Annotated in this window: 15 protein-coding genes and 1 pseudogene; 4 read left to right on the top strand and 12 right to left on the bottom strand. The window is 53.2% G+C overall.

Annotated elements, in window-relative coordinates; translation table 11 throughout:
* Positions 1–343: 343 nt before the first annotated feature.
* From sdhB to sdhC, 4 genes are read right to left on the bottom strand one after another with little or no spacing between them, the layout of a single operon-like run.
* Positions 344–1,060, bottom strand: coding sequence for a succinate dehydrogenase iron-sulfur subunit SdhB (gene sdhB, locus NNO03_RS14595; RefSeq protein ID WP_202039119.1), 717 nt, complete (start codon positions 1,058–1,060; stop codon positions 344–346).
* A gap of 15 nt (positions 1,061–1,075) precedes the next feature.
* Complete coding sequence (gene sdhA / locus NNO03_RS14600; protein WP_271449841.1) at positions 1,076–2,842, bottom strand: succinate dehydrogenase flavoprotein subunit; 1,767 nt, start codon at positions 2,840–2,842, stop codon at positions 1,076–1,078.
* Positions 2,842–3,189, bottom strand: a complete 348-nt coding sequence (sdhD, locus tag NNO03_RS14605) for a succinate dehydrogenase membrane anchor subunit (protein ID WP_271449842.1) — start codon at positions 3,187–3,189, stop codon at positions 2,842–2,844. Before sdhD ends, sdhA begins: the two co-directional genes overlap by 1 nt.
* Positions 3,183–3,587, bottom strand: coding sequence for a succinate dehydrogenase cytochrome b556 subunit (sdhC, locus tag NNO03_RS14610; protein WP_271449843.1), 405 nt, complete (start codon positions 3,585–3,587; stop codon positions 3,183–3,185). Before sdhC ends, sdhD begins: the two co-directional genes overlap by 7 nt.
* A gap of 383 nt (positions 3,588–3,970) precedes the next feature.
* On the opposite strand from sdhC, the pseudogene NNO03_RS14615 reads away from it, so the two are divergent.
* From NNO03_RS14615 to NNO03_RS14625, 3 genes and pseudogenes are all read left to right on the top strand, one after another.
* Positions 3,971–4,081 (top strand): annotated as a pseudogene (locus NNO03_RS14615) (hypothetical protein).
* Positions 4,082–4,283: 202 nt separating this feature from the next.
* Positions 4,284–5,567 (top strand): citrate synthase, encoded by a 1,284-nt coding sequence (locus NNO03_RS14620; protein ID WP_271442210.1) that lies wholly within the window; start codon positions 4,284–4,286, stop codon positions 5,565–5,567.
* Between the two features lie 184 nt (positions 5,568–5,751).
* Positions 5,752–6,798: an AbrB family transcriptional regulator gene (locus tag NNO03_RS14625; RefSeq protein ID WP_271449844.1), complete on the top strand. Its 1,047-nt coding sequence runs from the start codon at positions 5,752–5,754 to the stop codon at positions 6,796–6,798.
* On the opposite strand, the gene nei is transcribed toward NNO03_RS14625, so the two are convergent.
* The 8 genes from nei to ybgI are packed head-to-tail and all read right to left on the bottom strand — an operon-like array spanning position 6,795 to position 13,089.
* The gene (nei, locus tag NNO03_RS14630) at positions 6,795–7,586 is read right to left on the bottom strand and encodes an endonuclease VIII (RefSeq protein ID WP_271442208.1); all 792 of its coding nucleotides are present in this window, start codon (positions 7,584–7,586) and stop codon (positions 6,795–6,797) included. The two genes, NNO03_RS14625 and nei, sit on opposite strands and share 4 nt — an antisense overlap.
* 14 nt (positions 7,587–7,600) lie before the next feature.
* Positions 7,601–8,245: a pyroglutamyl-peptidase I gene (gene pcp / locus NNO03_RS14635; RefSeq protein ID WP_202039122.1), complete on the bottom strand. Its 645-nt coding sequence runs from the start codon at positions 8,243–8,245 to the stop codon at positions 7,601–7,603.
* A 9-nt stretch (positions 8,246–8,254) separates the two neighbouring features.
* On the bottom strand, positions 8,255–9,250 hold the full coding sequence (locus NNO03_RS14640; protein ID WP_048212260.1) for a DUF979 domain-containing protein: 996 nt from the start codon (positions 9,248–9,250) through the stop codon (positions 8,255–8,257).
* Positions 9,247–9,969: a DUF969 domain-containing protein gene (locus NNO03_RS14645; RefSeq protein ID WP_005122560.1), complete on the bottom strand. Its 723-nt coding sequence runs from the start codon at positions 9,967–9,969 to the stop codon at positions 9,247–9,249. The genes NNO03_RS14640 and NNO03_RS14645 overlap by 4 nt, the downstream gene beginning before the upstream one ends.
* Positions 9,970–10,023: 54 nt before the next feature.
* On the bottom strand, positions 10,024–10,758 hold the full coding sequence (gene pxpA / locus NNO03_RS14650) for a 5-oxoprolinase subunit PxpA (protein WP_271449845.1): 735 nt from the start codon (positions 10,756–10,758) through the stop codon (positions 10,024–10,026).
* Complete coding sequence (pxpC, locus tag NNO03_RS14655) at positions 10,748–11,680, bottom strand: 5-oxoprolinase subunit PxpC (RefSeq protein ID WP_271442205.1); 933 nt, start codon at positions 11,678–11,680, stop codon at positions 10,748–10,750. The genes pxpA and pxpC overlap by 11 nt, the downstream gene beginning before the upstream one ends.
* Positions 11,674–12,330 (bottom strand): 5-oxoprolinase subunit PxpB, encoded by a 657-nt coding sequence (pxpB, locus tag NNO03_RS14660; RefSeq protein WP_271442204.1) that lies wholly within the window; start codon positions 12,328–12,330, stop codon positions 11,674–11,676. Before pxpB ends, pxpC begins: the two co-directional genes overlap by 7 nt.
* 15 nt (positions 12,331–12,345) lie before the next feature.
* Positions 12,346–13,089 (bottom strand): radiation resistance protein YbgI, encoded by a 744-nt coding sequence (gene ybgI, locus NNO03_RS14665; RefSeq protein ID WP_271449875.1) that lies wholly within the window; start codon positions 13,087–13,089, stop codon positions 12,346–12,348.
* Between the two features lie 289 nt (positions 13,090–13,378).
* On the opposite strand from ybgI, the gene dtpD reads away from it, so the two are divergent.
* A complete protein-coding gene (gene dtpD / locus NNO03_RS14670) occupies positions 13,379–14,860 on the top strand; it encodes a dipeptide permease DtpD (RefSeq protein ID WP_137384476.1) in 1,482 nt (493 codons plus the stop codon).
* The last annotated feature ends 39 nt before the right edge of the window (positions 14,861–14,899 follow it).

The following is a 14,899-nucleotide window of genomic DNA, read 5'->3' on the forward strand; positions in this document are numbered from 1 at the left end:
CCTGATGGCGCGTAGCTTTCAGGCCTACAAGGTACATAACCCGTAGGCCGGATAAGACGGTACGTCGCATCCGGCAACCATTGCCTGATGGCGCTTCGCTTATCAGGCCTACAAGGTACGTAACCCGCAGGCCGGATAAGACGGTACGTCGCATCCGGCAACCATTGCCTGATGGCGCGTAGCTTTCAGGCCTACAAGGTACATAACCCGTAGGCCGGATAAGACGGTACGTCGCATCCGGCAACCATTGCCTGATGGCGCTTCGCTTATCAGGCCTACAAGGTACGTAACCCGTAGGCCGGATAAGACGTTTACGTCGCCATCCGGCAACCACTACAACAACTTACGCACTACGTTTGAGCAGCATCGACTTAATATGCCCGATGGCACGCGTCGGGTTCAGTCCCTTAGGACAAACACTGACGCAGTTCATGATGCTATGGCAGCGGAATACGCTGAAAGCGTCACTCAAACCGTCCAGGCGGCTGTCGGTCTCGGTATCGCGGCTATCAATTAAGAAGCGATACGCGGCCAGCAGACCTGCAGGACCAATAAACTTGTCCGGGTTCCACCAGAATGATGGGCAAGACGTTGAGCAGCATGCACATAAAATACATTCATACAGCCCATCGAGCTTCTCACGCTGCTCTGGCATTTGTAAATGCTCACGAGCCGGTGGATTTTTCCCATTATTCAACAAGTAAGGTTTAATCTTCTCATACTGTGCGTAGAATTGCCCCATGTCTACCACCAAATCGCGCACAACCGGTAAACCCGGCAGCGGGCGAATGACAATCTTCTTGCCCGGCTGATTCAGCGCAGAAATAGGTGTGATACAGGCCAGTCCATTTTTACCGTTCATATTCAGACCGTCGGAGCCACAGACCCCTTCACGGCAGGAACGGCGGAACGACAGCGACGGATCTTTTTCTTTCAGCTGCATCAGTGCATCCAGCAGCATCATGTCGCGCCCTTCTTCCGCTTCCAGGGTGTAATCCTGCATGTGCGGAGCATCATCAACATCCGGGTTATAGCGATAAATTGAAAACTCGAGTCTCATTTTCCTGTCTCCGCATTAGTAAGTACGAATCTTCGGCGGGAATGCCGGGCGCAGTTTCGGTTCCATGTTGACTTGACGTCGGGTCATGGATTCCGACTCTGGCAGATACAGGGAATGGCACAGCCAGTTTTCATCATCACGTTCCGGGAAGTCGAAGCGACTATGCGCGCCACGGCTTTCGGTACGGAAGTTGGCGGATACCGCCGTTGCGTACGCGGTTTCCATCAGGTTATCCAACTCCAGGCACTCAACGCGCTGGGTGTTGAACTCGCTGGAGGTATCATCCAGACGGGCATTTTTCAGGCGCTCACGAATGGCTTTCAGCTCTTCAAGACCTTTCGCCATCGCATCACCTTCACGGAATACTGAGAAGTTATGCTGCATACATTCCTGCAGCGCTTTACGGATCACAACCGGGTCTTCACCGTCGCGGTTACCGTTCCAGCGATTCAGACGCGCCAGAGAGGCATCGATCTCTTCTTCCGTCGCATCCTGCAGGTTACCTTGCTCGGCGATAGACTCCTGCAGATGCAGACCGACCGCACGACCAAAGACCACCAGGTCCAGCAATGAGTTGCCGCCCAGACGGTTGGCACCGTGAACCGATACGCAAGCGATCTCGCCCACGGCAAACAGCCCAGGAATAACTACATCTTCGCCCTGCTCGTTCACGGTCAGCGCCTGGCCAGTCACCTTGGTCGGAATACCCCCCATCATGTAGTGACAGGTTGGAATAACCGGAATCGGCTCTTTCACCGGATCAACGTGAGCAAAGGTACGTGAAAGCTCCAGGATACCCGGCAGACGGGATTCCAGTACTTCTTTACCCAGATGGTCGAGTTTCAGTTTAGCGTGCGGACCCCATGGGCCATCACAACCACGGCCTTCACGGATTTCGATCATGATGGAGCGCGCCACCACGTCACGACCCGCAAGGTCTTTCGCGTTCGGGGCATAACGCTCCATGAAGCGTTCGCCGTGTTTGTTCAGCAGGTAACCACCTTCACCACGGCAGCCTTCTGTTACCAGCACGCCCGCACCGGCGATACCGGTTGGGTGGAACTGCCACATTTCCATGTCCTGCACCGGAACCCCGGCACGGATTGCCATACCTACGCCATCACCCGTGTTGATGTGAGCGTTAGTTGTCGACTGATAAATACGGCCTGCGCCACCGGTTGCCAGCACGGTCGCGCGGGCTTTGAAGTAAACCACTTCACCGGTTTCGATACACAGTGCGGTACAACCGACAATTGCGCCGTCGGCGTTTTTCACCAGATCTAACGCATACCACTCGGAGAAAATCGTGGTGTGGTTTTTCAGGTTTTGCTGATACAGCGTGTGCAACAGCGCGTGGCCGGTACGGTCAGCCGCCGCTGCAGTACGTGCCGCTTGCTCGCCACCGAAGTTTTTCGACTGACCGCCAAACGGACGTTGATAAATGGTGCCATTTTCCAGGCGGGAGAACGGCAGCCCCATGTGATCCAGCTCCAGAATCGCTTCCGGGCCGGTTTTACACATATATTCAATGGCGTCCTGATCCCCAATGTAGTCCGACCCTTTTACAGTGTCGTACATGTGCCATTCCCAGTTATCTTCATGGGTATTACCGAGCGCAACGGTGATACCACCCTGCGCAGAGACGGTATGGGAACGGGTTGGGAAGACTTTGGAGAGCAGCGCACAGGTCTGACCGCTCTGGGAAATTTGCAGCGCCGCGCGCATACCTGCGCCACCGGCACCAATCACAACAGCATCAAATTCTCTGACTGGCAGTTTCATTACACACCCCACACCACAACAAATCCATAAATGACGTAAACCACCAGCGCAACGACAATGGCCAGTTGCAGAATCAGGCGAACTGCCAGAGGTTTAACGTAGTCGGTCAACACCTGCCACATGCCAATCCAGGCATGAATCAAGATGGAGAAAAGCGCCAGCAGGGTGAAGACTTTGGTGAATGCCGATGAGAAGAAACCGGTCCAGGCTTCAAAGGTCAAGTCGCCACTGGTGGCGAAGAAGCCGACCATATAGATGATGTATAACGTCAGAACGATAGCGGTGGCACGGACCAGAATGAAGTCATGTACGCCATTGCGTCCTAATGCGGAGGCGTTGCTTACCATACGAGGACTCCTGCGAGAAGTGAAAGCACGACAATGATTACAAAAGAAATTTTGGCGGAACGTGTCCCTGCTTCGAGGGTTTCTTCGAGGTAGCCAAAATCCATCAACAGATGGCGAATGCCCATTACGGCGTGATAGGCCAGCGCAATCAGAATCCCCCACAGAATCAACTCCACGAAGAAATTATTCATAATGGATGACGCGGCGAGGAAACCTTCAGGGGAGGACAGGCTGGTACCCAATAACCACAACAGGATCCCGACCGCCACGAAGGTGATCACTCCAGATACGCGATGGAGAATGGACGCTATCGCCGTGATTGGGAATCGGATCGTTTGCAGATCCAGATTGACAGGTCTTTGTTTTTTCACATTTCTTATCATGAATAACGCCCACATGCTGTTCTTATTATTCCCTTTGGACTTCGGGCACAGAAGAAAAAGACTTCTGTAGTCTGAAAGACGCCGGGATTTCCTTCCTCCGGTCTGCGTGCGGGTCAGACAGCGTCCTTACTATAACTACGCGTCATATAAAACACTGCTTCCAGTTGCTAAAACGACACGTTACAACGCTGGTTGGCTCGGGATTGCAGGGTATTCCGGAGACCTGGCGGCAGTATAGGACGTTCACAAAATCATTACAATTAACCTACATATAGTTTGTCGGGTTTTATCCCGAACAGTGACATAGGTCACGATAACAACATTATTTTAATTTTTAATCATCTGATTTGACAATCATTAAACAAAGTTGTTACAAACGACACCAGAAAAAGCATATAATGCGTAAAAGTTATGGGGTCACTCTTTCACCGGAGATTTAGTTATGTAACAGTGTGGAAGTATTGACCAATACCTTCAGGACAGTTATTAGTGATAGACAGGTTAAATAATTCGGATTGCTAAGTTGTTGATTTGTTGCTAATTCACCATGAGTTAACTGATTTACCTGCAAGCGCCCATTGCTCTGTACCCTGGTTTTCTCCTCTATCGCAGAGCGGCGAGCCGAATAACAAACTGGTAATGGTTAATTGATGAGTTGAAACAGATCTCACCTGAGTAGTCTTAAGTAATAAGGCGCTAAGGAGACCGTAAATGGCTGATACTAAAGCAAAACTCACTCTTAATGGTGACGCTGCTATTGAACTGGATGTGCTGAAAGGTACGCTCGGTCAAGATGTTATTGATATTCGTAGCCTTGGCTCAAAAGGGATGTTTACTTTTGACCCAGGTTTTACCTCTACCGCATCCTGCGAATCCAAAATTACTTTCATCGACGGTGACGAAGGTGTTTTGCTGCATCGCGGCTTCCCAATTGACCAGTTGGCGACCGAGTCCAACTATCTGGAAGTGTGTTATATCCTGCTGTACGGTGAAAAACCGTCACAGGAAGAGTACGACGAGTTCAAAACCACGGTCACTCGCCATACCATGATCCACGAGCAGATTACCCGTCTGTTCCACGGTTTCCGCCGCGACTCTCACCCGATGGCCGTTATGTGCGGTGTTACCGGTGCGCTGGCCGCGTTTTACCATGACTCGCTGGATGTCAATAATGCGCGTCACCGTGAAATCGCCGCTTTCCGTCTGCTGTCCAAAATGCCAACCATGGCAGCAATGTGCTACAAATACTCCATCGGCCAGCCGTTTGTTTATCCGCGTAACGACCTTTCCTACGCCGGTAACTTCCTGAATATGATGTTCTCCACGCCGTGCGAAAAATACGAAGTAAACCCAATCCTGGAACGCGCAATGGATCGTATTCTGATCCTGCATGCTGACCACGAACAAAACGCTTCAACCTCAACCGTACGTACCGCAGGTTCTTCCGGCGCTAACCCGTTTGCCTGCATCGCAGCCGGTATCGCTTCCCTGTGGGGACCGGCTCACGGCGGCGCGAACGAAGCTGCACTGAAAATGCTGGAAGAAATCAGCTCAGTTAAACACATTCCGGAATTTGTTCGCCGCGCGAAAGACAAGAATGATTCTTTCCGTCTGATGGGCTTTGGTCACCGTGTTTACAAAAACTATGACCCGCGCGCCACCGTCATGCGTGAAACCTGTCATGAAGTACTGAAAGAACTGGGCACCAAAGATGACCTGCTGGAAGTGGCAATGGAGCTTGAGCACATCGCGCTCAACGACCCGTACTTCATCGAGAAGAAACTCTACCCGAACGTAGACTTCTATTCTGGCATCATTCTGAAAGCAATGGGCATCCCGTCCTCCATGTTTACCGTAATCTTCGCGATGGCACGTACCGTTGGCTGGATTGCACACTGGAACGAAATGCACACCGACGGCATGAAAATCGCCCGTCCTCGCCAGTTGTACACTGGCTACGATAAACGCGATTTTAAGTCTGATATTAAGCGTTAATTTGCCGTGCCGGATGGCGCTCATGCTTATCCGGCCTATAAAACGTTCCAGACATAGGCCGGATATGCCGCATGACGTTGCTATCCGGCACATTTCTGCTTTTTATTGCCCCTCGTAGTTTTATTCTTATCGCGCTTTCTCTATGATTTATTAAGCGTTACTTAATATTATTCAGGAGCATGGGATGCCTGTGTTGCGGTGGGGTTTACTGTTTTTACTGTCACTCCTTCTTTCCCTGCTCTTTCTGTCTGTTCATCTCCCGGGTCCCTTGCTGCTTGGGTCGATGATTGTCGGTATTATCTTCAGTATGCGCGGCATTTCACTACAACTCCCTCGCTGTGCATTTCTTGGCGCTCAGGCCATTCTCGGCTGTATGATTGCGCAAAACCTGACTGGCTCTATTTTAACCACGCTTGCGGCGCACTGGCCGGTGGTTATGGTCATCCTGCTGGCGACGCTTATTAGCAGCGCGGTCATCGGCTGGCTGCTGGTTCGTTACAGCAACCTGCCCGGTAACACCGGCGCGTGGGGTTCATCACCTGGCGGGGCAGCCGCGATGGTTGCGATGGCGCAGGATTATGGCGCTGACATCCGCCTGGTAGCCTTTATGCAGTATCTGCGGGTACTGTTGGTAGTCGGCGCGGCCGCACTGGTCACCCGGCTGGTAATGGGCGACCAGGCACAGGCGGTCAGCGCACAAATTGTCTGGTTTCCGCCACTGAGTATCAACCTGTTCAGTACCCTGATGTTGGCCGCCGTTGCCGGGGGGGCAGGACGCTTGCTGCGTATCCCCTCTGGCGTCATGCTCCTGCCTATGCTGGTGGGCGCATTGCTGAACGCTGGCGGTGTCATGGTAATTGAACTGCCGGAATGGCTGTTGGCAATGGCATATATGGCTATCGGCTGGCAAATAGGCCTGGGTTTTGACAAACAGATATTTTTGATGGCACTGCGTCCGTTGCCACAAATTTTATTGTCTATTTTTTCGCTGATGACGATCTGTGCCGCCATGGCCTGGGGGCTGGCACATTATATGAAAATTGACTTTCTCACCGCCTATCTGGCGACCAGTCCGGGAGGTGTGGACTCCGTCGCAGTGATTGCCGCAGGAAGCCACGCCGACATGGCACTGGTTATGGCGATGCAAACCCTGCGACTGTTCAGTATTTTATTAACCGGGCCGACAGTCGCGCGGTTTATCTCAGCGCATGCGCCAAAACAGCCCGCTTAGTGCTGGCATCCCGGGCACCAGTAAAACGGTCGTGAAGAGAGCATCGTTTTCTCAATAATGCCGCCACAGCGCTCACAGGACTCGCCATCCCGATGGAACACCTTAAAGCGAAATAACGCCCCGTGATGCTTATTCTCATCAGCCAGCCCACGGGTGTTGTAGGACAGGCGTGGGATCTCGAGCAACGCATGCGCCAGCGCGCTGAGCTGTTCATCACTCAGTTGCGATGCTTTATGCTGACCGGTCAGTCCAACCTGCCAGAGAATTTCTACCCGCAGATAGTTCCCCAGTCCCGCCAGAAACGCCTGATCCAACAGTAAGCCAGAAAACTGCCGATTGCGAAAACGGGGTGACAGCAAGCGCGCTTTAACCTCCTCAGGCGTTAAACGCAGATCCAGCACGTCCGGCCCTACCCGTTGCAGAAACGGATGGGTCGCCAATTGTGCTGATGTCAGCATCTCAATATCAGACGCGCTATAGAGCAGGATGGTTTTATCGTGTGTTTGCAGTTTGACACGCAGCACACGCGTCGTTTCCGGTATATTTCCGGTCTCCACCACCCGCCATACGCCGTAAAGCTGATTGTGGCTGTATAGCGTCAGGCCATTTGAAAAGTGGGTCAGCAATGCTTTCCCCCGCGTTTCAAGCTGGGTGACGCGCTGCCCGATGAGTTGAGACTGATACGGTTTTAACTGCTCAAAGGCAAACCAGACATCCGTCAGCGGTTTGCCTTTGACTGCCGCCTCCAGGTTATCCGCCGCGCGGCGGATCTCCGGGCCTTCAGGCATAATACTGTCCTTGGTTAGTGTGTTGCACCGCCCGTCACTGCAATATCGCTGTCCACCTGCAATGCAGTGTCAATGGCAATTTCCAGCGCCCGGCGCACCGTTTCGCTCGCCATACTTGGCGCTCCGGGGTGCGCGGCGGCCTGTTGTGGCAGATAAGGAATATGGATAAAACCGCCCTTCACTGCCGGTGTGTCGCGTAACGTATGCAGCAGGCCATACATCACATGATTACAAACAAAGGTACCTGCTGTTTGGGAAACCGAGGCTGGGATACCCGCATTGCGCATGGCCATCACCATCGCTTTGATTGGCAGTGTGCTAAACCATGCCGCCGGACCCTCGGCGACAATCGGCACATCAACAGGCTGCTGACCGTGGTTATCCGCAATACGCGCATCGTCCACGTTGATCGCCACACGCTCAACGGTTATATCTGTACGGCCTCCTGCCTGCCCCACCGCCAGCACCAACGACGGTGACAGCGCGTCAATCGCGGCATTAAGTACGGTCAGAGACTCGCCAAACACGCACGGTAGCTGACGCGCCACGACGCGGCATCCGGCAATGATAGCATTGTCGAGCCCGGAGACCACTTCCCAGGAAGGGTTAACTGACTCTCCGCCAAAGGGTTCAAATCCGGTGATTAAGACCGTTTTCATCCTTCCTCCTTACAGGAACATCAGGAAATACATCAGGAACACGTTAACCAGCAACAGCAGTATGCCGGTTGGCACCTGCGCTTTAATCACGGCGTTTTTATCCGGCAACTCCAGCAGGGCTGCAGGCACGATGTTAAAGTTCGCTGCCATCGGTGTCATTAAGGTTCCGCAATATCCGGAGAACATCCCTATAGCCGCCATCACCGCGGGGTTACCACCATGCTGCAACACAAGAATTGGAATACCGATCCCGGCGGTTACAATCGGGAAAGCAGCAAATGCGTTCCCCATGACCATCGTCAACAGCGCCATGCCAATGGTGTATACCGCCACAGCGATAAAGCGGCTATCTACCGCGAGGTACTCCTGGGTCAGATACGATATACCACTGCCCACCCCTGCCGCCGTAAACAGCAGCCCGAGCGTCGCCAGAATTTGCGGCAGGATGAACGCCCAGCCGATGGAGTCCAGCAGACGGCGGGCTTCCTGAATGGGCTGATGGACGCGCTCATGGGTCATTTTTATCGCCATTGCCAGGCCAATCAGCGAGCCTGCCGTCATAGAAAAGAGCGTGACCAGCGTGGCGTGATTCCCCGGCCCAAACAGTGCATCCTGCAAGCCCGGAATATGGTTAAACATCAGTACACCGATAACGGTCACCACCGGAATAGCCAGCGCCGGAAAAAACAGGCGATTACCCAGTCGGCTGGCGCTTTCTTCACGCTGCTGCTGGGTGCGTTGATGATAACTTCCCAGTTTCACACCGCCAAACCCGGCAATCAGCGCCAATACCACTACCGCAATGCCGACCGCGATATGTACCGTACGTTTGTCACCAAACAGTGAGTACGTCCAGTCGCCAAGCAGGAACAGCACACCATACAGTCCCCAAAACAGCCCCGTGCTCAGACGACGTGGGTTCGCTTTGTCCTGCCAGGACATCACCGCCACAATCAACAGTACCGCGCCCGCCAGCCAGTAGAGATAGCTTTGCTGAAAATTCATTGCGCTGCTCCTTTCGCTGCCGCATTGGCTTTCGCCACCTCACGCTGCAGATAGTTATCCAGACGCCACAAGCGCGTACCGTGGATCAAGAAGGCGCAAATTGCCGTTGGGATTCCCCACAAAGCAATATGCAGTGGCTCGGTCTGGATCCCACCGGACTCCAGCATAAAGTTGTGCATGAAAATGATCGCCCCAAAGGCAACGAAGATATCTTCACCGAAAAACAGACCAACGTTGTCAGTCGCCGCAGACATTGCACGCAGGCGATAACGCACGGCCCCCGGCAATTCGCCGTGGTTTTTCTCCGCTGCCCCTTCAGCCATCGGGGCTAATAACGGACGTACCATCTGAGGATGCCCACCCAGGCTGGTCAAGCCCAGCGCGGCGGTCGCTTCACGAATAAACAGATAGACAATGAGCAGACGACCACTGGTGGCGCTACGGATTTTCGCGATCCACGCCTGGGCTCGCTCTTTCAGCCCGTGACGTTCCAGCAGACCAATGACTGCCAGCGGAATCAGCAGGATAAACGGCAGGTTGCGGGTGTTGAGAAAGCCTTCACCCAGCTTTTCGAGAATAGTGGCGATTGGCATATGCGCTGCCAGCCCGGTGACGATCCCGGCAACGATAACCACCAATACCGGGTTAAAACGTAAAAGAAATCCGACCACGATGACGGCGATCCCCGTCAATGGCCAGAGAGAAATAGCCTCTCCCATAATTAAATCCCTTATGTTGTTGTGTTGTATATTATTGTTTTGTATTAAAAATACTTATGCGCTAATTTGAATATTGCAGGCGCTGAACGCGCTGCGCAAACGACGGGCAAAAGCGAGTGCGTGCTCACCATCCCCGTGAATGCATACCGTCTGCGCGGTTACGCTTGCCCATGTTCCACTCTGACTTTTTACTCTCCCGGACTGCACCATTTCTAACGTTTGCGCCAGCGCCTGCTCTTCGTCTTCGATCAGTGCACCTGGCTGACTACGCAGAACCAGACTACCATCAGCCTGATACCCCCGATCGGCAAAAACCTCCTGACGCGTCGCCAGGCCATAATGTTCACCGGCACGGATCAATTCGCTCCCCGCCAGCCCTACCAGTATCAATGACGGATCGCAGGCATAAACCGCTCTGGCTATCGCATCGGCCAGCACAGGATCTTTTGCGGCCTGGTTATAGAGCATGCCGTGCGGTTTCACGTGGCGCATCACGCCGCCTTCTGCCCGGGTGATGACAGACAGGGCACCAATTTGATACAGCGTTTGTGCATAAACCGTTTCGGCAGGCAGATTCATAGCACTACGACCAAAATTTTCCCGGTCCGGAAAGCCTGGGTGTGCCCCCACAGCCACGCCGTTTTTCAGCGCTTCCCGCACACTTACCAGCATGGTTTGTGCGTCTCCGGCATGAAATCCACAGGCGATATTAGCCGATGACACCAGTTGGAGAAGCGTCGCGTCGTTCGCACAGCCTTCACCGAGATCTGCATTCAAATCAATTTTCATCGTTAAGTCGCCATGTTAACTGTTCCAGATAGCGCTGCTGATCGTGACGTGCCTTCAACGCCTCTTCCAGCGAGCACTGAACAAAGTGAATCGGTTGTCCAAGAGGGATTTGCGCAAGGTGATACATATCCGCCTCGATGATACAGGCGATACGCGGATATCCGCCCGTGGTCTGGGCATCGTTCATCAGTACAATTGGCTGCCCGTTATGCGGGACCTGTACCACGCCGGGGAGCAAACCGTGTGACAACATCTCGCGGTCTGTCGTGCGTGTCAGTGGCTGCCCCTGCAGACGATACCCCATACGGTTACTCTGTGGACTCAGTCGCCACGGCGAGCGCCAGAACGATGCCTGCGATGCCTCGTCAAATTCCTGATATTCGGGTCCAGGTAACGCACGAATGTGGTTGCCCCACATCAACTGTTTTACCCCTTGTGGGCCATTGAATTGTCGTGTTGATACGCCAATCGCCAACTTATCACCATCGCGTAACAAACGCCCTTCAAACCCGCCAATACCGACTTTCAAATCGGTACTGCGCGATCCCATAACGTCGGGAACATCAATACCGCCCGCCACCGCCAGGTAACTGCGCATACCATGATGCGGGTGTTTTAATGACAGGCGTTGTCCGGCTTTAACTGGCAACCGCCAACCGCTCCATACCGGAGTACGATCCAAATGCGCTTCGCATCCCGCGCCGGTCAAGGCAAACCAACCATCCGCTTCAAACTCCACCACCAGCTGACCTAACGTGACTTCCAGCGCGGCAGCATTCGCATCATTTCCTACCAGCAGATTAGCAACGTTCAATGCCGGTTTGTCCAACGCGCCGCAGTGGCTTACCCCTGACTGACGAAAGCCATGACGCCCCCCATCCTGCACGGAGGTGTACAGGCCAGCACGAATGATGTTTAACATACGCCCTCCTTCTGCGGGACAAAACGTACAGTATCTCCAGCCCGTAACAGGATCGGCTCCTCGCGCTGCGGATCAAAAAGCTTAACGGCGGTACGTCCTATCAGTTGCCACCCGCCGGGTGTTGCAATCGGGTAGATACCGGTTTGTGAACCGCCGATCCCCACCGAACCTGCCGGAACAAGTAAGCGCGGTTCAGCTCGTCTTGGCGTATGCAATGGTTCCGGTAAGCTCCCAAGATAGGGAAATCCCGGCTGAAACCCCAAAAACCAGACGACATAATCAACTGACGCATGCAATTCAACGACCTGCTTGTCGCTCAAACCACTGTGCCGGGCAACTTCGGCCAGATCGGGCCCATATTCGCCGCCATAGATAACGGGGATTTCGACAAAACGCGAATCCGGCTCCATCGCCTCGCTCTCTTCCCACCAACTTTGCAGGCGTTCAATTGCATCCAGCGCCAGCGTCTGCGGGGAATTCAGGATCACCGTGATATTGTTCATCCCCGGGATGGCCTCAAGTACATTCGGAGCATCAGCCAGACGCTGAGCCAGACGCCAGATGCGTTTCTGAGTTGCCAGCGTAATCGGCGGTTCCAGCTCCAGAACCACCGCAGTTTCACCTAACAGATAACAACGCGCTCGCTGCACTTTCGTCCCTCTTTATTAGGCTGGGTTAGGGATGTCGATGAACGTCACATCCAGATCGGTATTTTCATTCAGCCATTCGCTCAATGCACGAATACCACCGCGTTCGGTAGCATGGTGACCGGCAGCATAGAAATGCAGTCCCTGCTCGCGGGCAGAGTGAATGGTTTGTTCAGAAACTTCCCCAGTAATGAAGGCATCAACACCAAAGCGGGCCGCACTATCAATGAAACTTTGACCGCCCCCCGTACACCAGGCAACACGCTGAACGTTTTCAGGCCCGGTATCGCCGCACCATAACGGTTTACGTCCCAGACGCGCTTCAATCCAGGATGCCAGTTCCAGCCCCGGAACTGGCATGGAGAGTTCCCCCCACGGTACCAGAGGCTCTATTTCCCCCATCACAGTGATGCCCAACAGCGCGGCCAACTGCGCGTTATTCCCCAGTTCGGGGTGGGCATCCAACGGCAGATGCCAGCCATACAGGTTGATATCATTTTCCAGCAGCGTTTTCAGACGTCGGCGCTTCATGCCGCGAATCACCGGAGATTCGCCCTTCCAGAAATAACCATGATGAACGATGACCGCATCGGCCCCAAGGCGAACAGCTTCATCCAGTAGTGCCTGGCTTGCGGTTACGCCGGTCACGATTTTTTGCACCGTTTCTTTGCCCTCAACCTGCAAACCATTCGGTGCATAGTCGCTTATGGCTGCGCTGTTCAGCTTGTCATTAATCAGTTGTTCCAGCTCGGTGTTTTTCATCATCGTCCTCGTTGTCATAAATTCTGCCTGCTCAATCAGCAACACAGCTTCAGTTAAAATAGCGTCCTCACCTCCGTTCGTCGATAGCCATTTCGCTGACACATCAAGAAACAATCACGCGGCCTGTAAACGTAAATTGCTTACCACCATGAGATCGTATTCATGTATATTTATGCAATCAGACAGCATATTGCAAAAATAATCAGATCTGTATCAAAGTTACAACTTTAAGGAAACACACTCACACGGCACGTTCCTCCCGTCGTGAGGCATTTACTTCGAGAAAATAATGAATAAACAAGCATCTCAGCCACGCGCGATTTATTACGTCGTCGCGCTGCAAATTTGGGAATACTTCAGTTTTTATGGCATGCGTGCACTGCTGATCCTGTATCTCACTAACCAGCTTAAGTACAACGATAATCACGCGTATGAACTGTTCAGTGCTTACTGTTCGCTGGTGTATGTCACGCCGATTCTCGGGGGATATCTGGCGGATAAAGTGCTCGGTAACCGTATGGCGGTAATGATTGGCGCATTTTTGATGGCAGTGGGACATTTGGTCCTGGGTGCCAGTGAAATGGCTCCGGCGTTTCTCTACTTATCTCTGGCCATTATTGTCTGTGGCTACGGTTTGTTTAAATCCAACATCAGTTGCCTGCTGGGTGAATTGTATAAACCGGAAGATCCGCGCCGTGACGGCGGATTCTCTCTGCTCTATGCCGCCGGTAACATTGGTTCAATTATTGCCCCTATCGCCTGCGGCTATGTGCAGGAAGAGTACAGTTGGGCAATGGGCTTTGCGCTGGCCGCTATCGGTATGCTGGCCGGGCTGGTCATTTTCTTATGCGGGAATCGTCATTTTGCTCACACCACCGGCGTCAACAAAGCCGTGCTGTGTGCCAAATCGTTCATTCTGCCGAACTGGGCCTGGCTGCTGGTTCTGCTGGTCGCCGCACCACTTTTAATTACTGTCCTGTTCTGGAAAGAGTGGTCCGTGTACGCGCTGATTGTCGCCACCGTCATTGGTTTGGCCGTTCTGGCAAAAATCTACCGTCAGGCGCAAACGCAGAAACAGCGTAAAGAGCTGGGGCTTATCGTCACGCTGACCTTCTTCAGCTTGTTGTTCTGGGCCTTTGCACAGCAGGGTGGTAGTTCCATCAGCTTGTATATCGACCGCTTTGTTAATCGCGACGTGATGGGATATTCAGTCCCAACTGCCATGTTCCAGTCAGTAAACGCCTTCGCCGTCATGTTGTGCGGCATCGTGCTGGCCTGGGTGGTCAAAGAAAGCGTGAGTGGCAATCGTACCGTTCGTATCTGGGGTAAGTTTGCTCTCGGTCTGGGGTTAATGAGTGCTGGTTTCTGTATTCTGACCTTAAGCGCCCGCTGGTCCGCCGCATATGGGCACTCCTCTATGCCGTTGATGGTTTTAGGGCTGGCAGTTATGGGTTTCGCCGAGCTGTTTATCGACCCGGTCGCCATGTCACAAATTACTCGCATTGAGATCCCAGGGGTAACCGGCGTATTAACCGGCATCTATATGCTGCTTTCCGGGGCCATTGCCAACTACCTGGCGGGTGTGATTGCCGACCAGACATCACAGGGTGCGTTTGATGCTTCCGGTGCCATCAACTATTCCATCAACGCCTATATTGATGTCTTTAGCGAAATTACCTGGGGCGCGCTGGCCTGTGTGGCGCTGGTGCTGTTGATTTGGTTATATCAATCACTCAAATTTAAAAACCGTCCTCTCGCGGTAGAGTCCTGAGTTTACGGGCCCGACGATGTAATATCACTCGGGCCCGTT

The sequence above is a fragment of the Citrobacter sp. Igbk 16 genome, from assembly GCF_028069755.1.
Lineage (GTDB): Bacteria > Pseudomonadota > Gammaproteobacteria > Enterobacterales > Enterobacteriaceae > Citrobacter.